Genomic DNA, 19,937 nt, shown 5'->3' on the forward strand with positions numbered 1-19,937 from the left:
GACGTTGACGAACGTTCATAATTATTACAATAACGATAGTGCGACTACAGCTTTGGCTTTTACGCCGCTTTGTTATTTTTTCAAGCTTGGAATGGAAACATGATGCGATTGGCTCGACTGGCCCTGGTAATGGCCTCTACATTGACATTCGCCTCGACGGCTCTTGCTCAGCAGGAGATGACTGTCGAAGAAATTGCTAACCAAATTTCGACTCTAGAGAGCGATTTTGAAAACTTTTCTGGCACCGTAAACACGCTTCAGCAAGAAGAGCGGGACCTGCGGGAAAAGCTACAAAACTTGCGTGAGCGCAACAGCGAACTGGAAACGAAACGCGAATCAGCATTGGCGGAAATGAATGACCGCTACCAACGTTTGGTGGAAGATCCGACAATTGATATTGCTGGCGCTCAAGAAGCGTACAAGCAAGCCGTTATGGCTCACCAACAGAATAAAGCAGACATTAAGCAGCAAGTGAGCCTGGTTAATGAGAAAGCGCGCGAAGTAGAAGAAGCGCGTGTGAGCAAACACAGCCTGATTAATGAAATTGAGACGCTAAAAGAGCAACGTAATTTAGCTCGTGTCGATCGCTTAGAAAATGAATTTAATCGTACTGGCGAACTCGAAGTGAGTCAGTCAATTAGCTGTGACCGCCAGGAAACACTGGGACAGTGTGAAAATCGCGGCAAACTCATGGCTAAACAAAAAGCGTCTAAGCAGTACCTTAATACCATTTTGGATGGTTTAAGTGAGGCCTCACTCGCTCGTGAAAACATTGAAAAAGCCAGCCCGAATGTACAAATTCTGGGCTCTAAAACAATTAGTAACGGTTTTAGTGGCGCGGGTAACTATGGGGTTAAATTGGCGGTTGAACTGCGTGGACAGTTACCTCAAAGCCAGGCTTGTACGTTATTGAACGTTGACATGCGCTATTGTGCGTCGGAGCAACGGCCGGGGGAGCTGCAAGCGGGTGATGAGGAAACGGTTGATAGCTCCGTCATGCACCCGTTAACCATACGCTCTAACGTGTATGACGATGAAGTTGTTATCGATGGTGTTAGCTATGGTTCTACCCCGCTGGAGGTTATGCTCCCGGGTGGTGAACATCAGATTGAAATTCTTAAGTATGGTTACTCTGCCTATGCGGAGAAAACCTTACTAAAAGACGCTACCGCTATTCGGGCTGAATTAGAGAAGTCGGATTACTCTTTTACTCGCGGCGAAAAAATTCAGGATATTCTATATCGCGATGTTCGTGGTCCTGAATTGGTTGTCGTTCCTGCGGGTAAATTTAAAATGGGTGACCTGGTCGGCAATGGTTTACCAAACGAACGTCCGGCAGAGACGCGTGAAATTCCAACCGCATTGGGTATTTCTGATACTGAAATTACGGTTGAGCAGTTTGGCAACTTTGTAGAAGATACCGCTTATGTCACAGAGGCAGAGAAAAACGGTACTTGCGCAAGCCTAAGTAATGGTCGCCCTCAGTTTAATGAAAAGCTGAGCTGGAAAAATCCAGGATTCAAACAGTCTGAGAGTTCTCCCGTTGTTTGCGTCAGTTATAACGACGCACAGGCTTATGCTGAGTGGTTAACTCAAAAAAGTGGTTTTAAATACAGCATTCCCACTGAAGCGGAATGGGAATACGCTGCACGCGCCGGGTCGGAAACCGATTTCTGGTGGGGAAATGATGTTGGTTATGGTAAAGCAAACTGCCGTAACTGTGGAACAGATTGGTCAAATACACGTCCAGCTCCGGTAGCTAGTTTTCATCGTAACCCCTGGGGATTATACGATACTGTCGGTAATGTCTGGGAGTGGGCTGAAACCGATGAGGGTGTTGTAGTTAAGGGCGGAGCCTGGAACTTTACGCCAAGTTTGGCTCGAGTTTCGACTAGAATGGAACTTCCGTCAGATTTTAACTCCAACTACATTGGATTCCGTGTTGTAAGAGCTCAGTAAGTACTTGCTGAGCTCTTTGCTGTCACTCTGTTAGCTTATAAGTAGGGATATACCGCTTCATGTTTAAAAAAATTCGCGGCCTTTTTTCAAACGACCTTTCTATTGACCTGGGAACAGCGAATACGCTTATCTACGTCAAAGATGAGGGTATCGTTCTGAACGAGCCGTCCGTTGTTGCCATTCGTCAGGAACGCTCAGGCGGGCCAAAATCTATCGCCGCCGTTGGTGCAGCAGCAAAACAAATGCTGGGTCGTACACCAGGAAACATTCGTGCCATTCGTCCTATGAAAGACGGTGTTATTGCAGACTTCTATGTGTGCGAGAAAATGCTCCAGTTTTTCATTAAACAAGTGCACGACAGCCACTATTTCCGACCTAGCCCTCGTGTTCTGGTATGTGTTCCATGCGGATCAACTCAAGTAGAACGTCGTGCTATTCGCGAATCTGCACTGGGTGCCGGTGCGCGTGAGGTCTACTTAATTGATGAGCCAATGGCCGCTGCTATCGGTGCTGGCTTACCAGTGTCTGAAGCTACGGGTTCGATGGTGGTTGATATTGGTGGTGGTACAACGGAAGTTGCCATTATTTCATTAAATGGTGTGGTTTATTCATCATCGGTTCGTATTGGTGGTGATAAATTTGACGAAGCCATTATTAACTATGTTCGCCGTAACTTCGGTGCACTTATTGGTGATGCAACTGCTGAACGTATCAAGCACGAAATTGGTTCTGCATTCCCGGGCGAAGAACTGAAAGAAATAGAAGTTCGTGGACGCAACCTTGCTGAAGGTGTTCCGCGTTCATTTACTCTTAACAGTAATGAAATTCTGGAAGCTTTGCAGGAACCTTTAATGGGTATTGTCAGTGCAGTTATGGTTGCGCTGGAGCAGTCTCCGCCAGAGCTTGCATCGGACATCTCCGAGCGCGGCATGGTGTTAACTGGTGGTGGTGCGTTACTGAAAGACATCGACCGTTTGCTTCTGGAAGAAACAGGCATTCCGGTTATTATTGCTGATGATCCGCTAACTTGTGTTGCACGAGGCGGCGGTAAAGCTCTGGAAATGATTGATATGCATGGTGGTGATTTATTCAGTTATGAGTAATTCATGAAGACGCTGTTTGCCCGCGGTCCATCCTTACTCTCCAGGCTAGTGCTCGCACTAGCCTGTTCGTTTCTGCTGATCTTTATTGACCACCGGCTTCAGGCAATGAAGCCGGTTCGGTTATTTTTGAATTCTCTGGTGGCTCCGGTTCAGTATTTGGCTATTTTGCCAGAACAGCTGCTGGACGGTGTCTCCGAATCATTAAAAACCACGTCGCAGTTAAGCGATGAAAATAAGCGGCTAAAGCGGGCTATTCTGGAATTACAGGGTGAGCAACAGCAACTTCGCTTTCTTCAGAACGAGAATAAACGGCTACGGGAACTTCTTGGTTCAGACGCCCGCGACTCAGTCCGGCGTATGGTTGCCGAGGTCATCGCCGTTGCCTCAGAGCCGTTTTCCCAGCAACTGGTTATTAATAAAGGCACGCTGAGCGGAGTGTATGAAGGCCAGCCCGTACTAGACAGCAATGGCATTATTGGACAAGTGCAGGATGTAGGCGGTAATACCGCTCGTGTATTGCTACTCTCAGACCAGAGTCATGCGATATCTTTGCGTTCAGAGCGCAATGATATTCGTGTACTGGCGCAGGGAACCGGCGATATCGGACGGCTGGAGTTGATGTTTATTCCTCACAGCACTGAGCTAAAAGAAGGGGATCTCCTAATGTCTTCGGGGTTAGGGGGCATATTTCCTGAGGGGTATCCGGTGGCAACAATTCGACAGATTGTCAGAGATGAATCTCTCCCTTTTGCTAAAGTGATAGCGGATCCCGTCAGTGCGCTTGACCGCGTTCGTAATGTTCTATTGTTGTGGCCAAGCGACGGCGAGCAGCAACCTATTTTTGATGAGGACGAGGAATGATCGTGATAAAACCCGGCTTCATTACGTTGTTGATCACCTACATCATTGCGCTGACTCTTATGGTTATGCCAATGCCCGCCGCGTTCGATACCTTTCGGCCTGACTGGCCAACTTTGGTTATGCTGTACTGGATAATAGCCTTGCCGCACCGGGTAAATATGGGAACCGCTTTAGTGCTGGGCGTGCTGAGCGATATATTACTGGGTTCTATTGTCGGTGTTCATGCTTTAGGTATGGTCGTTGTCACTTATTTTGCGGCACGTCATTTTCAGCGTATTCGCAATTTTGCTTTAATACAGCAAGCATTGGTTATTGCCGTGCTGATTTTTATTAAGCGCTTTGTTGTGTTTGAAGCTAATGTGTTTTTGCACGACGCTGAATTTACCTTCTCTTACTTCTGGCCAGTACTCACTTCAGCTGTTTTTTGGTTATGGGTATTTCCCTTACTGCGAAAAGTTCGTCGTCAATTCGGAGTGGTGTAATGCGCTTGTTGCTCGCTTCTTCTTCTCCCCGTCGGCGAGAGCTGCTAACGCTATTGCATAGACCCTTTGATTGCGAAGTTCCGGAAATAGAGGAGCTACGAGGGGCTAATGAGAATGCTGGTGACTATGTGACTCGCCTGGCGGAAGAAAAAGCTCAGACTGTGGCACAACGCCAACAAACTCCCTGCTTGGTTATTGGTTCTGATACCCTGATAAGCTTTAAGGGGCAAGTGCTGGAAAAACCAGAGAGTTATGAACATTTCAGTCAAATGATGAAGCAGCTTTCCGGTCAGACACATCAGGTTCTGACATCAGTTAGTGTTTGCCAATGGAATGGTCACAAAGTGGTTGCCCGCGAAACGGCTTTAGTAACAACGCAGGTGGAGTTTGCCGCACTGAGTCAGGGAGAAATAGATGCTTACTGGGCAACCGGTGAACCTCATGATAAAGCGGCTGGCTATGGTATTCAGGGCTATGGCGGGAAATTTGTAAAACGTATTGAGGGTAGCTACTTTGCTGTTGTTGGCTTACCTTTATATGAAACTGAACAGTTGTTGCGGATGTTTGAAATGACAGGTGAAGTCGATGAGCGTTGAAGTCCTAATGAATGTGACCCCCACAGAGACTCGTGTAGTGCTTGTTGAAAATGGCATCCTGCAGGAAGTCCACATTGAGCGTCAGGCAAAGCGTGGCTTAGTTGGCAATATATACATGGGAAAGGTATCGCGGGTGTTGCCGGGAATGCAGGCGGCGTTTATTGATATTGGCCTCGACAAGGCGGCGTTTTTACATGCCTCGGACATTGTCGTTCAGGTGGATGGTGATGATTTACCGCGGCCTGACGAAAAGCCACAACAAAGCATTACCGAATTGGTGCATCAGGGACAGCATATTATGGTGCAAGTGGTTAAAGACCCTCTGGGAACCAAGGGGGCGCGTTTAACCACTGACATCACCCTACCGTCGCGGTACCTGGTGTTTATGCCGAAGAGCGACCATGTAGGCGTCTCTCAGCGCATTGAAGAAGGCGAGGAGCGCGAACGTTTGCGGCAGTTGGCAGAAGAGGTCAGTAAAAGCGACGGAAAATTCATTGTTCGCACGGCAGCAGAAGGTGCTTCAGATCAATCGCTGCGGGGCGATGCTGACTTTCTTTTCCGGTTGTGGGAGAAAATAAAGGCGCGGAAAAAATCTCAACGCAAAGTCGGCATGCTGTACGAAGACCTGAATCTTTCCTGTCGTGTACTACGTGACTTTGTCGGCGAAGAAATCGAACGTATTAGGGTTGATTCCAAAGTCACCTTTGACACGCTCAAAGTATTTACTCAGGACTTTATTCCCGAACTAACCAAAGTTCTTGAGTATTACACCGGTGACCGGCCTATTTTTGACTTATTTGATGTCGAAAATGAAATGCAGCGAGCGCTAGACCGTCGGGTTGACTTGAAATCCGGTGGCTCACTGATTATTGACCAAACCGAAGCGATGACTACGGTTGATATCAACACAGGTGCGTTTGTTGGTCACCGCAATTTAGAAGAAACCATATTTAATACCAATATCGAAGCCACGCAGTCGATAGCACGTCAATTGCGGTTACGGAACCTTGGCGGCATTATCATTATCGATTTTATTGATATGCAGGACGAGGAGCATAAGCGGCGGGTATTGCACAGCCTTGAACAGGCGTTAGGCAAAGACCGTGCAAAAACAACCATTAATGGTTTTACCTCGCTTGGGTTAGTGGAAATGACCCGGAAACGCACCAGAGAAAGCCTGGAGCATGTTTTGTGCTCGGAGTGTCCGGTTTGTCTGGGGCGCGGCAGCATGAAGACGGTTGAAACCGTCTGTTATGAAATTATGCGTGAAATTGTCCGGGTTCATAAAGCTTATGAAGCCGATAAGTTCGTTGTTTATGCCTCTGCACAGGTAAGTGAAGCCTTACTTAACGAAGAATCTCATGCGCTGGCTGAACTTGAGCTGTTTGTTTCGCGTCAAATAAAAATACAAACCGAACCTCTGTATAATCAGGAACAATTCGACGTAGTAATGATGTAAGGCGCATGCGGACACTGTCGTGGATTTTGAACAAACTCTGGCTAACGCTGGCTATTGTGCTGGTGCTGGTTGCTGTCGGCCTGAGTTTATTGCGTTACAGCCTGCCATACCTGCCCGATTTGACCGAACCACTTGAACAACAGCTGGAGGCTCGTTTCCAGCAACCCGTGAGCATTAGTGACTTATCTATGGCCTGGACCCGGGAAGGCCCTTCCATTGTGCTGGATAATTTAGTTTTGCTGGAACGCGAGCAGTCGCCTGTGCAAGTTCGTGTTGGTAAGGTTCATGTGGTACTCGATTTCTGGAAAACTTTACTGGATCAACAGCTCATTGCGCAGCAGTTTATTCTTAATGACGCCCGCATAGCGGTAGATATACGCAAATTCTCGGCAGCTAACGAAGCTGAGAAATTAGATTTAGACTACGTTAACCGCTTATTCCTGCAGCAATTAGAGAAGTTTTCACTGAATAATGGTGAGTTGCTACTGACAAACTTGCGGGGCGTAACGCGAGAAATTGATATTGACCGACTGTCCTGGACCAATGAAGGCAAAAAGCACCAGGGGATTGGCCAATTCCGGATGGAAGACTTTGCGACTAATAGCCTGGATTTCATTATTGATTTGCGCGGTGATCGCTGGTCGGAGTTTAATGGTCAGTTCTATGTTAATTCACAGAACGTTGATATCAGTCCCTGGCTTGAAGAGCAACTGGGCGACATTGACGTACAAGCTTCAAACGTAAACTTTACGGGTTGGCTCGATGTTCGTAATGGTCAATTATTTGAAGGATTAGTTAAGTTAAGAGACAACCGTATTACCTGGTTAGACAATAATTCCGAAGAACTTAACTGGTTGCAGTTACCCGAGGGAGAAATTGTGCTGCGGCCGGAAGAAAATGGCTGGCTACTCAACAGTATGCCAATGACAGTAAATACCTCGGTAGGTCATCTTGAATTACCGCGTATAGCCTGGCAGCAACTGGATGAGATCCACGATATCAGTGTAGATAATATCGCAATTGATGAGGTTACCGGGTTACTACCTCTGCTGCCTTTTAAGATATCGGCGGAATCGGTCATGAGCCTGGGGTTAAAGGGGACGGCCAGTGTGCGCTATCGCCTGCATCCTGTCTCCGGCCAGCAATGGTCTGTAAAAAGCCACAACCTGTCGGCAGACGGAAATGAGCGCTGGCCTGGTTTTAATGGCCTTGATGTCAGTATAAGCAGCTTGTCGAATCACGGTTTGTGGCAAGTAGAAGGTGACAACGTTAGCCTTACGGGAAACAGTCTTTCCGGTAAGCAAGCGTGGGATATTGATACTTTTAATTTGTCCGGCTCCTGGTTGTTACAAGCTGATAACTGGCGGGTAAATTTAGAGCAGCTCCAACTTCGGCGAGACGACTTTCAGCTTACCGGCAGTGGCGGTTTGTCCGGCGACAGTGAAACAACACCACAAATTGACTTATTGCTTTCTACCGCACAGGGCTTTTCTGTCGACACGGCCCGCAAGTTGCTGCCATCAATTATGGGTCAGGGAGTCAAAGACTATCTTTCCGCAGCCTTAGTATCCGGTCGGGCTCGTGGCATGGAATTACTTTGGCGAGGCCCTGTCACTCAGTTTCCGGCGGCGACCAATCAAGGTGTCTTCAATGCGCGGGTGGAGTTCGATGATTTAACCTACCGGTTTCAGCCAGACTGGCTTCCGCTAGCCGATGCTCCGGTAAAGCTCGACTTTTATAACAGAAGCTTGTTCATGTCGACCGATGCAGGGCATATAGAAGATGTGCAGGTAACCCGGGTTGACGCGCAAATTAAGGATTTAGCCGATGCCGCACAGGGGTTGCAGATTCAAGCTGGTGTTAGTGGAAAAGGAGAGTCACTGTTACCGGTGTTTGAGCAATCTCCGCTGGACAGCGTAACCGAAACGCTCATTCAAATTGACCCGAGCGGAGAGGTTTCTGGTTCTTTTCAGTTGGATATCCCCTTAAATAGCTCGCGAGATGTCGATGTCGCTGTTGATGCTCCGTTGGCCGGGTTGTCTTTTAATATTGACGCCATACAACAAGATTTTACGGTTTCTGAAGGTATTCTGAAGATTGACAACAGCAAGGTTAGTACCGAAGGGTTGCGCCTTAACTGGTACGGTATGCCTATACCAACGAAAGTATCGGGAGAGCTAAACGGGGCGGATTACTTACTGAATGTGAATACAACTCTGGACTGGCAAAGCGAACCCTTATTTAAGCAATTGCCTTATCCACAGTGGAAACCGTTTTTCTACGGAGCGGTAAATGGTGAAGCTAATCTCCAGTTAACTTTTAACGCAGACGATGTCGGCGTTGCGTTGGAGTCTCAGTTTGATTTGACCGGTCTTGAGACATCGCTTCCAGCGCCGTTGCAAAAAGATTTTGGAGATAACTGGCAACTGTCGGTTCAGCTCAATGGGACTGGAGAAGAACTGCGTTTACGAGCAAGTATTGACCAGCGCCTTAACTGGGATAGTCGCTGGCAGCCGGGCAGTGGAGGCTGGCAAATGGCCAGACTGGATATTGGTGAAGTGAACTCTGCGAATGAACTGGTTAACGGCTTTGCGATAAACGCACAGCTTCCGCATGCAGATATCGGACGGTGGTACTCAGTACTTTATGCGTTGGCCGGGGATTCGAACGTTGATACTGAAAGTGGTAGTGGGGAAGGGTGGTTGCCCGATTCCATTCGTATTGAGACGCCTCAGTTACAGTGGGGACAGCAGAAATTTGCTCAGGCGGATATCCAGGTGTGGCCAGAAAACTCAGTCTGGCAGGCCCGGGTGGATGCTAAGAATGCGGTGCTAAGCGCGACCATTCCGGAAAGCTTTGTACAGCAAGGGATAACCGTAAGAGCGGATTATTTGGCGTTAAGCAGCAATGTTGAGCTTCCGGAAGCCACCGAGAAGACAGACTGGAATTGGCTCGAGAAAGTACCCGCACTTAACTTTTTCTGTCGCAGTTGTCGTATTGACGAGCATGAGTTAGGCGAAGTTGAGTTAGTACTTGCTCCGCTTGAAGACGGCTTCAGTATAGAAAAAATGGCTCTTAAAAAGGGTAGTGATGAGTTGGCTGTAACAGGTTATTGGCGCTACACAGACGAGCAGGCTTTAAGTGCGCTTTCGGGACGTTTGGAGGCTGGAGACCTTGGTGATTTATTACGTGACTATGGTCTGGAAACGGCAGTAAGAGACAGTGCTGCCGTTATTGACTTTAACTTAAACTGGCGTGACCACTTGTATCAACCAGACTGGAGTTCGCTGAGCGGGGAAGTGGTCTGGGATTTAGAAAAAGGCTATCTGGCCGAAGTGAGTGACGGCGGCGCGCGTATTTTTTCGTTATTGAGCCTGGACAGTATTCTCCGAAAGCTGACTTTAGATTTTCGTGATATTTTTTCGCAGGGAATGTTTTTTACTGACCTAACTGGCAGTGTTCAGATCGAAAACGGTGTTGCGACCACCGAAGATGCAAGATTACTGGGATCCGCAGGAGATATGGATATTCGTGGCTGGACCAATATGAAAACTGGTGAGCTAAATTATAACCTGACCTATGCGCCGAAGGTCACTTCCAGCCTACCGATTATTCTTGCCTGGATGGTAAACCCGCCCAGCGGCCTGGCTGCGCTGTTCATCGACAAAGTACTGCACGATGCGAAAGTGATTTCGCGCTTACGCTACCAAGTGACCGGTACTATTGATGAACCGGTGGTTGAAGAAATAGAACGTGACAGCCGCCCGGTTGATTTGCCAGAATTGGAAGAGAACTCAACCGATTCAGAGGCAGACGATGACACAAGTGCAACTGACGGCGCTGCAAATGAGCAGTCGCCCGGATCCGCAAGATAATTTAGCCATTGTTGCTAAACTGCTGGAACAACTTCCTGCCGCACGTCCGCAACTGGTGGTGCTGCCTGAAGCCTTTAGTTGCTTCGGTGCCGGTGACCGTGCGCAGTTAGCGATGGCTGAACCTTACAAGGATGGTGAGGTGCAGAAACAGCTGGCTGCCTTAGCGAAAAAGCACGAGGTTTATCTGGTCGGCGGTACACTGCCGGTAGATGCCGGTGAGCGATTCTCCGCGGCATCTATTCTTTTTGGCCCCGATGGCGCTATTCTCAATCGCTACGACAAAATTCATTTGTTTGATGTTGATGTGGCTGATAATACTAAGGAATACCGCGAGTCAAAGTGGACTCAGCCGGGCAGTAAGGTGGTAACCACAGAAACGGACTTTGGTGTGGTTGGCATGGCAGTATGTTATGATCTGCGCTTTCCAGAGTTATTCAGAGCATTGCGTCAGGCTGGCTCCCAAATCATTGTTTTACCCTCTGCTTTTACTCAGGTTACCGGAAAAGCTCACTGGCATGCGCTGGTTCGCGCCCGCGCCATTGAGCAACAGGTTTTTATCGTGGCACCGGGTCAGGTGGGGGAGCACGCAAATGGTCGTGAAACGTTTGGCCATTCAATTATTGTCAGCCCCTGGGGTGAAATACTGGCAGAACAGGAACTGGATGAAGGTGTTGTTTCTGTCAGCGTTGACGTAGCGGATATTGAATCCATACGAAAACAAATGCCGGTGGCGCAACAAAATCAATTTGAGGTTGTACAAAAGACATGACACTAACTGACTACGAATTGTCACAAGACGACATAAGCAAGGCCTTATCCACGCTATACAGCGGTGATATTGACTTTGCCGATATCTATTTACAACACAGTGTCAACGAGTCGTGGGTGCTGGAAGATGGCATTATTAAAGACGGCGCGTTTCATATTGAAACGGGTATGGGTGTGCGCGCTGTACAGGGCGAGAAAACTGGCTTTGCTTATGCCGATGAGATTACATTAAAAGCGTTACAGCGCACTAGCGAAGCGGCCCGCGGCATAGCGCGTCAGGGGCAAAGCAAAAAGGTTGAAGCCCTGAAGTCGGTGCAGGCTAAGTCTCGCTATGAAGCGCTGAATCCGCTGGATACTTTGTCTGAAGACGAAAAAATTGAATTGCTGAAAAAAGTTGATGCGCACGCGCGGGCACAGGACTCACGTGTAAGTCAGGTGGTGGTTAGTTTGAGCGGCAGTTACGACGAAGTTTTAGTTGCTGCGACAGACGGCACGTTGGCTACTGATAAGCGACCTCTAATTCGTCTGAACTGTTCTGTTATTACCGAGCAAAACGGTCGCCGCGAGCGCGGCAGTGCCGGTGGTGGAGCGCGTGTAGGATATGAGTTTTTCCTTGATGAAGCGTCCGGCAATGCCCGCTGGCAGCGTTTTGCGGAAGAAGCCGTACGTCAAGGACTCGTGAACTTAGAAGCGAAACCTGCACCTGCAGGCAATATGCCGGTGGTACTGGGCTCTGGTTGGCCGGGCGTGCTGCTGCATGAGGCGGTTGGACATGGGCTGGAGGGCGACTTTAACCGTAAAGGCTCGTCTGCCTATTCCGGCAAAATTGGCCAACAGGTGGCTTCACCGCTTTGTACTATCGTCGATGACGGAACTCTGAATGATCGCCGTGGCTCAATGAGTATTGATGACGAAGGCACACCCAGTGGCTATAACGTATTGATAGAAAATGGCGTATTGCGTGGTTACATGCAGGACAAAATGAATGCGCGTCTAATGGGTCAGGCAACCACCGGAAACGGTCGCCGTGAAAGTTTCGCTCACTTACCTATGCCGCGAATGACCAATACGTATATGCTCGCCGGAGAAAGTAGTCCGGAAGACATCATTGGCAGCGTGAAAAAGGGTATTTACGCACCGCAATTTGCCGGTGGTCAGGTCGATATTACTTCCGGACAGTTTGTGTTCTCAGCATCTGAAGCTTATTTAATTGAAGACGGTAAAATTACCACACCGATAAAGGGTGCAACACTTATTGGTAACGGACCAGAAGCTATGGCTCAGGTGTCTATGGTGGGTAATGACCTGTCGCTGGACGAAGGTGTTGGTGTTTGCGGCAAAGACGGGCAGAGTCTACCCGTAGGTGTTGGGCAACCGACGCTAAAATTAGATTCAATGACGGTTGGTGGTACCGAATAAGCGAGTTGCCCGGTATTAACCGAGCAGCTCACGTAAATAAACAAACAGCTGACGGGCAGCAACCGGTGGTTTTTGTTCGGCTCGCTGTTTTTCGGCAAGACGAATAAGCTGACGCAATTTTTGGCGGTCAGCATGAGGGTGCTCTTCAATGAATTCTTGTAGAGCATCGTCGCCTTCATGCAGCAGTTTATCGCGAGTTGTTTCAATCTCGTGAAAAATGGATGTTTGCTGCTGATGCGCATTTTTTAAGTTATTCAAGGCTTGCTCAATAGGCGCGATATCACGTAAGCGCATGAGCTTGCCTATAAATTGAAGCTGACGACGGTAGCCTTCGTGCTTGTTACGAATTTTACGGGCAAGTAAAACGGCATCGCGCAGCTCATCATCCAGAGGCATTTTTGCTAACTGGCTGTCAGTTAAATTAACAAGTTGAGTCCCTAGCTCCTGGCGTTCAGCCATTTCGCGTTTTTTTTGGGACTTGCTGACGAAGTCGTCAGATTGTTCAGGATTTTCGGCTGGGCGTTTCGGCATAAGTTCGATTCATTAGCGCTACAAAGCCGTCAGTTTAGCAGTGAGGAGAGTTTTTTGATAGTACAACTGAGTGACTTACAGGTTCAAATGAAGCAGGTAGAGAGTGCTGTTAAAGAAGCACTGCGATTGGCTGAAGCAAAAGGCGTCAGTTCTGCTGAATGCTCAATCAGTCACAGCTCCGGTATTTCGGTGGGGACTCGTCTGGGCGAAGTCGAAACCGTCGAGTTTAATCAGGATGGCGCGCTGGGTATCAGCGTGTATCGAGGCAACCAGAAAGGTTCGGCATCAACTACAGATTTATCAGAACAGGCTATTAGCGCTGCCGTCGACAAGGCTAGTGATATTGCCCGTTTTACCTCTCCGGATCCATACAATGGTTTGGCTCCGGCCGAATTAATGGCGACCGATGTACCGGATTTAGACTTGTGTCATCCGGGTGACCAGAGCGCAGAGTATGCCATAAAGCAGGCACTGGCTTGTGAGAAACACGCCCTGAACCTGGATGAGCGCATTGTTAACTCAGACGGCGCGCATTACGGCAGCCACACGGGTTTTCGTGTTTATGGGAATAGTCACGGTTTTATTGGCGGTTACTTACAGTCGCGACATAACCTTAGTTGCGTTCTGATAGCCAAAGAGGGCGACAAAATGCAGCGCGACATGAGTTATTCTGTTGCCCGCAAAATGCACGAATTAAAATCTGCCGAGAGTGTTGCTGAAGAGGCCGCCGCAGAAACCTTGTCGCGCCTGGGTGCACGCAAAGTACCAACAGCTAAAGTACCGGTTATTTTCCGGGCTGATGTGGCAGGGAGTTTGTTTGGTCATATGGTCAGTGCTATAAGCGGTGGCAATTTGTACCGCAAATCCAGTTTTCTGCTCGACCATTTAGGCAAGCCGGTGCTGCCAGAATGGCTGAGCATTCAGGAAAAACCACATATTATCGGTGGCCTGGCGAGCTCGCCGTTCGATGCAGAAGGTTTGGCGACAAAGGATAGGGAAATTATTACCGACGGGGTGCTGCAAACCTATCTGTTAACCAGCTATGCTGCACGCAAACTGGATATGCAGCCTACGGGTCACGCAGGTGGTATCCACAACTGGCGAGTGACACAGCAGGACAACTCGTTAGCGCAGTTATGCAAAAAAATGGGTACGGGCTTGCTGGTAACCGAATTGATGGGGCAGGGCGTAAATATGGTCAACGGTGATTACTCACGTGGCGCTGCCGGCTTCTGGGTTGAGAACGGTGAAATTCAGTATCCGGTAGAAGAAGTGACCATTGCCGGTAACTTAAAAGACATGCTGGCGAACATTGTTGCCATAGGGAATGACACCGACGAACGCCATGCGCTGCATACCGGCTCAGTGTTATTAGAGCAAATGAGTATTGCCGGCAATTAAAAAGCCAGGTCTCTAAGACAGTAACAAGGTTGCTGAGCCAAGGAAGGCAAAGATACCGACCACGTCAGTGACAGTGGTCAGAATGACCCCGCCAGCCAGCGCGGGGTCAATATTAAAGCGCTTAAGAACCAGCGGAATGGTCGCACCGGCTAAAGCGGCTGCGACTAGGTTCATCATCATGGCAAAGGCAATAATACCGCCAACCAGCCAGTCTTGCTTCCACAGTGCGACGACTGCCGCAATCAGTACCGACCAGATAATGCCGTTTAAGAAACCAATAGCCAGCTCTTTACCGATAAGCCATCGGGAGTTACTGGTGCCTATGTGTCCCAGAGCCATACCTCGTATGACCAGAGTTAATGTCTGGCTACCGGCTATGCCGCCCATACTGGGTACAATGGTGTTTAAAATAGCCAGTACAGCCATTTGTGCCAGTATGTCTTCAAATAATGAGCTGACCATGGCGGCCAGTAAGGCAGTAACCAGGTTTACCGCCAACCATACGGTACGGCGGCGGGTACTTTTTAATACCGGAGCGAAGGTATCTTCGTCATCTTCCAGACCCGCCATACTCAACATGGAGTGTTGGGCTTCTTCGCGGATAATATCGACCACGTCATCGATGGTAATACGACCTACCAGCTGCTGCTCATTGTCGACGACCGGCGCAGATACCCAGTCATGACGCTCGAACAGTTTTGCGACTTCCGTTTCATCCATAGTCACGGGGATGGTGGTAATGTCGGCCGACATAATTTCGTCAATGCGACGGCTGGGATCAATAGTTAACAACTGGGTTAAAGTAATTTCGCCAATGAGTTTTTCATGGCGATCCACGACGTAGAGTTTATCGGTGGCTTCGGGCAGCTCACCTTTAAGGCGTAAATAACGCAACACAACATCAATAGTGACGTCCGAGCGCAAGGTGATGGTATCGGTGTTCATGATACCACCGGCGCTGTCTTCGGCATATGAGAGCGCGGTTTCCGCACGTTCCCGGTCGCTTTCGTCCATGGACTTCAGAACTTGCTGATAGACTGGCTCAGGTAAGCCCCGCAAAACGTAGGCAAGGTCATCGGTGTCCATGCCTTCGGTGGCCGCCGCAAGATTCTCCGGCGCCATTTGACGAATAATGTCTTTCTGAACCTCTTCGTTCAGTTCTTCAAGAATCTCGCCGTGTTCATCTACGTCAACCAGTTTCCAAACAATGGAACGGCTTTTGGGGGGTGAGGATTCCAACAGCAACGCCACGTCGCATGCCGGCATATTATGCAGCATACGGCGTGCAGCAACGAACATGCCATCGGATAGCGCGGAGTTAACCTCCTGAATGCGCTGCATGGCATATTCTTTGTCGGAAAGCTCTGCAATCATGCTTACTCGTCTTCCTCGAAGCGATCTTCAAACAAAGCACTAACGGCATCCAGTGCTGCTTGTGCGTCTTTTCCTTCGGCACAGACTTCAACAGTTTTTCCCTGTTGACTGGCCAGTAGCATCAGGCACATAACGCTGGCAGCGTTAACGCATTGCTCACCCTGAGTGACAGTAATGTCTGACTCAAATTCCTGCGTTAATTGCGCTAACTTTGTTGCCGCACGTGCGTGCAAGCCTAGTTTATTGCGAATAATTAGCTTTCTGCAAACTTTATCCATGGGTTTTCAGTTCCCGGTGTCTTACCTGAACTTTTACAGCTTTCTGTTCAAAACGCTCGGCTAACTGCTGAGAAATATAAACCGAGCGGTGCTGACCACCGGTACAACCGGTAGCTATGGTCAGGTAGCTTCGATTGCTGCGCTGGAAGTGTGGCAACCAGGTATCAAGAAAGTTTTCTAGCTGATAAATAAATTTAGTCACCAAAGGTTCCTGACGAAAGAAAATCTGCACGTCGGTATCCAGACCGGTAAGCAGCTTAAGCTCGGGTTGCCAGTGCGGATTAGGTAAAATGCGCGCATCAAAGACAAAGTCAGCGTCTTTGGGTAAACCATATTTAAAGCCAAAAGACTGAAACACAATAATCAGCTTTTTATCCGCTCGTCCCAGCACCCGCTCAGTGACCTGTTCGCTTAATTGGTGCAGCGATAAATCGCTGCTGTCCAGGCGCCAGGTTGCGCGTTCCATAATGGGTTCAAGCATTTTATGTTCGGCCTGAAGCGCTTCTAGCAGAGGCAGTTCTTTTTGCGATAACGGATGCAGGCGACGAGTCTCGCCAAAACGCTTTAGTAAGGTGTTGTCGTCAGAGTCAATAAACAGAATTTCCGGTTCAACGCCTTTTGGCAAAAAGCTCAGAGAGTCCAGTAGCTCTTCGGAGTGCTCCGGTAAGTTGCGAACATCAATGCTAATGGCTATTTTTTGATACTGCTCTATGACTGCATGCACCAGAGTTGGCAGCAGGCTTATGGGTAAATTATCAACGCAATAAAAGCCTAAGTCCTCCAGTACGCGCAAGGCAATTGTCTTACCTGAGCCGGAGCGACCACTAACAATGATCAGTTGCATGGCGACTGTTCACCTTCGCCCACAAATAATTGATATAACGCTTTATCAGAATCTGCGTGGCGCAGTGCGCGGGTACAGTCTTTGTCGTTCATTCTTCTGGCCACTGTGGCCAATGTTTGTAGATGGTTCTCGTGCTCTGACTCCGGCACCAGAAGCGCGAAGATAATATCGACAGGTTGGTTGTCAATAGAATCGAATTCGATAGGTTCGTCTAAGGTCAGTAATACCGCTACCGGATGATTCGCATTAGGTAAACGGCCATGAGGAATTGCGATACCTAAGCCAATTCCCGTACTGCCTAAACGCTCACGGTTTAACAGGCTCTCAAAAATGTCATGACGGGTAATGCCAGACAGCTTAGGGGCTACGATTTGACTAATGGTTTCAAGTAGTCGTTTTTTACTTGCGCCCTCGACTGCACACTTGGTGCAGTCGGGGCTTAACAATTCACTCAGTTGCATGGATTAATGTTGTTTCATTTTCTCTTTGTGTTTAATCACCTGACGGTCCAGTTTATTAATTAAACCGTCGATGGCCGCGTACATATCTTCGTGTTTTGCGTCGGCGAAAAGCTCACCGCCATTCACGTGCAGCGTAGCTTCCGCTTTTTGAATCGTTTTTTCAACATTTAGGATGACGTGAACATTAGTTATATGGTCAAAATGTCTTTCCAGCTTGGCAAATTTTGTGTCCACGTAGTCACGCAGAGCTTCGGTAATATCGATGTGATGACCGGTCAAATTAATTTGCATAACGTCTTCCTTCTGCAGTTAACAAAGTTACAAAAGACTTTTGCGTTGGCTCGATGATGGAATGTTTAACGATTCCCGATACTTCGCAATTGTCCTTCTTGCTACTTGGATACCTTGTTCGGCTATCAGTTCAGCAATCTTACTGTCACTTAACGGTTTACTGCGATTTTCAGCAGCGACCATCTTCTTAATTAAAGCACGTATTGCCGTGCTTGAACACTCGCCACCGCCCTCTGTACTGACATGACTTGAGAAAAAATATTTCAACTCAAATACGCCACTTGGGCAGTGTAAGTATTTTTGTGTCGTTACGCGTGAAATCGTACTTTCATGCATATCCACGGCTTCTGCAACATCGTTCAGAACCATTGGCTTCATAGCTTCTTCACCATGCTCAAAAAAGCCCTGTTGGCGTTGTACTATGCAATTGGCCACTTTCAGCAGCGTATCGTTTCTGCTCTCCAGGCTTTTTATGAACCAGCGCGCTTCTTGCGTATGGTTTTTTATGTACTGGCTGTCGGCTACTGACTTTGTTGCTTTACTCAAGGCCGCGTATTCTTCGTTCACTTTTAGTTTAGGTACGCTATCCGGGTTTAATTCGACCATCCAACGACCATTTTTTTTAGTAACGGCCACATCGGGAATAACATATTCAACGGGTTGCTGCGCAACTTGCTCCCCCGGGTGCGGGTGCAACTGTTGAATTAATCGCATAGTCTGACGTAAATCGTCTTCCGATAGCTTCAGTTTACGCTGAATGGTGCGAAAATCGCGACTGCCAAGTAAGTCCATATGTTCAGTCACTAAGCATAGAGCAACCTGCTTGTATTCAGTGTCGTCGCTTAGTTGACGTAATTGAATGGCAAGGCATTCACTGACGCTGCGTGCGCCGACACCTATTGGGTCGAAATGCTGAATACGCTTAAGCACCATGCAGACTTCTTCTGCCTCAACTTCGGGTAGGCGCACAGCTTCGATAATTTCATTAACATCAACCATTAGATAGCCATTGTCGTCTATGGCTTCAATAATGGCTTCAGCTATGGCGGTGTCTTCTTCCGAAAAATGAGAAAGTTGCATTTGCCAAAGCAGGTGATCCTGCAAAGACTCGCTGGTAGAGCCTTGATAGACTTCAAAATCGCCGTCAAAGGATTTACCTGAAGAGGCTGCACCGTTGGCCGGGGTATGACTGGAGTAGGTGTCGTCCCAACTGCTGTCGACCGGCAGTTCGTCAGGCATTTCCTGGGTTTTTATAACGTCGGATGTTTCCCGTTGGCTGTCGTCTCTTTCTTCAATATTGCGAGTTTCGGGTTGGTCCGCGTCGTTACTCGTTTCACCTTCAACCTCCAGCAGCGGGTTGCTGTCTAATGCATCCTGAATTTCTGACTGAAGATCGAGCGAGGAAAGCTGCAGCAGGCGGATAGCCTGTTGGAGTTGTGGCGTCATGGTCAGGTGCTGACCAATTTTTAGCTGCAGACTTTGCTTCATAATGACTGTCCCGGTATCACGTTATAGGGTGAACTGCTCACCGAGGTAAACGTCTCTAACCTGTTGATTCGATAATATACTTTCTGCATCCCCACTGGCAATAAGCTCACCATGACTGACAATATAAGCGTGTTCACAAACAGACAATGTCTCGCGAACGTTGTGATCAGTAATAAGTACACCAATACCACGTTGCTTTAAATGTTCAACAATCTTTTTAATATCAATAACCGAAATAGGGTCAACTCCGGCAAAAGGCTCGTCCAGCAAAATAAACGTAGGCTCCGCTGCCAAGGCGCGGGCAATTTCAACCCGACGGCGCTCACCGCCTGAAAGACTCATGCCCTGACTGTTTGCTATGTGGCCTATATGAAACTCTTCGAGCAAAGCATCAAGCTGTTCTTCACGCTCGTTGGTTGAAAGTTCTTTACGAGTTTCCAGAATAGCCATCAGATTATCGCGCACGGTCAATTTGCGAAAAATGGAAGCCTCTTGTGGCAAATACCCAATACCCCGGCGTGCCCGTTCATGCATTGGCAGTAAGGTAAGGTCATTGTCATCCAGCAGAATTTGACCTTTATCGCTATTAACCAAACCGACTATCATATAGAAGGTTGTGGTTTTACCTGCACCGTTGGGGCCCAGTAAACCAATAACCTGCCCCTGACTTACTTCCAGGCTAACGTCTTTAACGACTTGTCGGCTTTTGTAGCTTTTGGCTAAATGTTTGACTCGTAAAGTTGCCAT

The 19,937-nt window shown here is 48.3% G+C and carries 18 protein-coding genes; 10 read left to right on the top strand and 8 right to left on the bottom strand.

Annotation, left to right across the window (positions count from 1 at the left end; all coding sequences use genetic code 11):
• The first annotated feature begins 99 nt into the window (after positions 1–99).
• From B2U97_RS07050 to tldD, 9 genes are read left to right on the top strand one after another with little or no spacing between them, the layout of a single operon-like run.
• Complete coding sequence (locus B2U97_RS07050) at positions 100–1,959, top strand: formylglycine-generating enzyme family protein (protein WP_286822986.1); 1,860 nt, start codon at positions 100–102, stop codon at positions 1,957–1,959.
• A 59-nt stretch (positions 1,960–2,018) separates the two neighbouring features.
• Positions 2,019–3,062: a rod shape-determining protein gene (locus tag B2U97_RS07055; RefSeq protein ID WP_011233642.1), complete on the top strand. Its 1,044-nt coding sequence runs from the start codon at positions 2,019–2,021 to the stop codon at positions 3,060–3,062.
• A 3-nt stretch (positions 3,063–3,065) separates the two neighbouring features.
• Positions 3,066–3,923: a rod shape-determining protein MreC gene (gene mreC, locus B2U97_RS07060; protein WP_011233643.1), complete on the top strand. Its 858-nt coding sequence runs from the start codon at positions 3,066–3,068 to the stop codon at positions 3,921–3,923.
• Positions 3,920–4,405 carry a rod shape-determining protein MreD gene (gene mreD / locus B2U97_RS07065; RefSeq protein WP_011233644.1) on the top strand — a complete coding sequence of 162 codons (486 nt, stop codon included), beginning with the start codon at positions 3,920–3,922 and terminating at the stop codon, positions 4,403–4,405. The genes mreC and mreD overlap by 4 nt, the downstream gene beginning before the upstream one ends.
• Positions 4,405–5,001 carry a Maf family protein gene (locus B2U97_RS07070; RefSeq protein WP_286822983.1) on the top strand — a complete coding sequence of 199 codons (597 nt, stop codon included), beginning with the start codon at positions 4,405–4,407 and terminating at the stop codon, positions 4,999–5,001. The genes mreD and B2U97_RS07070 overlap by 1 nt, the downstream gene beginning before the upstream one ends.
• Positions 4,991–6,460, top strand: a complete 1,470-nt coding sequence (gene rng / locus B2U97_RS07075) for a ribonuclease G (protein WP_011233646.1) — start codon at positions 4,991–4,993, stop codon at positions 6,458–6,460. The genes B2U97_RS07070 and rng overlap by 11 nt, the downstream gene beginning before the upstream one ends.
• A 5-nt stretch (positions 6,461–6,465) precedes the next feature.
• Positions 6,466–10,335, top strand: coding sequence for a YhdP family protein (locus B2U97_RS07080; protein WP_286830383.1), 3,870 nt, complete (start codon positions 6,466–6,468; stop codon positions 10,333–10,335).
• Entirely contained in the window at positions 10,307–11,104 is a 798-nt protein-coding gene (locus tag B2U97_RS07085) for a carbon-nitrogen hydrolase family protein (RefSeq protein WP_286822980.1), read from the top strand. The genes B2U97_RS07080 and B2U97_RS07085 overlap by 29 nt, the downstream gene beginning before the upstream one ends.
• A complete protein-coding gene (gene tldD, locus B2U97_RS07090; protein WP_114982056.1) occupies positions 11,101–12,522 on the top strand; it encodes a metalloprotease TldD in 1,422 nt (473 codons plus the stop codon). The genes B2U97_RS07085 and tldD overlap by 4 nt, the downstream gene beginning before the upstream one ends.
• Before the next feature lie 15 nt (positions 12,523–12,537).
• Here the strand turns inward: tldD and yjgA are convergent, their stop codons facing one another.
• Positions 12,538–13,053 (bottom strand): ribosome biogenesis factor YjgA, encoded by a 516-nt coding sequence (gene yjgA, locus B2U97_RS07095; RefSeq protein WP_011233650.1) that lies wholly within the window; start codon positions 13,051–13,053, stop codon positions 12,538–12,540.
• Positions 13,054–13,107: 54 nt separating this feature from the next.
• Between yjgA and pmbA the strand changes: the two genes are divergently transcribed.
• Positions 13,108–14,454 carry a metalloprotease PmbA gene (pmbA, locus tag B2U97_RS07100; RefSeq protein ID WP_286822979.1) on the top strand — a complete coding sequence of 449 codons (1,347 nt, stop codon included), beginning with the start codon at positions 13,108–13,110 and terminating at the stop codon, positions 14,452–14,454.
• A gap of 12 nt (positions 14,455–14,466) precedes the next feature.
• Here the strand turns inward: pmbA and mgtE are convergent, their stop codons facing one another.
• From mgtE to lptB, 7 genes are read right to left on the bottom strand one after another with little or no spacing between them, the layout of a single operon-like run.
• The gene (mgtE, locus tag B2U97_RS07105) at positions 14,467–15,828 is read right to left on the bottom strand and encodes a magnesium transporter (RefSeq protein ID WP_011233652.1); all 1,362 of its coding nucleotides are present in this window, start codon (positions 15,826–15,828) and stop codon (positions 14,467–14,469) included.
• Between the two features lie 2 nt (positions 15,829–15,830).
• Entirely contained in the window at positions 15,831–16,106 is a 276-nt protein-coding gene (locus B2U97_RS07110; RefSeq protein WP_011233653.1) for an HPr family phosphocarrier protein, read from the bottom strand.
• A complete protein-coding gene (rapZ, locus tag B2U97_RS07115) occupies positions 16,099–16,950 on the bottom strand; it encodes an RNase adapter RapZ (RefSeq protein ID WP_011233654.1) in 852 nt (283 codons plus the stop codon). Before rapZ ends, B2U97_RS07110 begins: the two co-directional genes overlap by 8 nt.
• Complete coding sequence (gene ptsN / locus B2U97_RS07120; RefSeq protein ID WP_011233655.1) at positions 16,941–17,411, bottom strand: PTS IIA-like nitrogen regulatory protein PtsN; 471 nt, start codon at positions 17,409–17,411, stop codon at positions 16,941–16,943. Before ptsN ends, rapZ begins: the two co-directional genes overlap by 10 nt.
• A gap of 3 nt (positions 17,412–17,414) precedes the next feature.
• Entirely contained in the window at positions 17,415–17,702 is a 288-nt protein-coding gene (hpf, locus tag B2U97_RS07125; RefSeq protein WP_011233656.1) for a ribosome hibernation promoting factor, read from the bottom strand.
• 27 nt (positions 17,703–17,729) lie between these two features.
• A complete protein-coding gene (locus tag B2U97_RS07130; protein ID WP_110013569.1) occupies positions 17,730–19,190 on the bottom strand; it encodes an RNA polymerase factor sigma-54 in 1,461 nt (486 codons plus the stop codon).
• 21 nt (positions 19,191–19,211) lie between these two features.
• Positions 19,212–19,937 (bottom strand): LPS export ABC transporter ATP-binding protein, encoded by a 726-nt coding sequence (gene lptB, locus B2U97_RS07135; RefSeq protein WP_011233658.1) that lies wholly within the window; start codon positions 19,935–19,937, stop codon positions 19,212–19,214.

The organism is Idiomarina sp. UBA3176 (assembly GCF_002364295.1).
Classification (GTDB): domain Bacteria; phylum Pseudomonadota; class Gammaproteobacteria; order Enterobacterales; family Alteromonadaceae; genus Idiomarina; species Idiomarina loihiensis.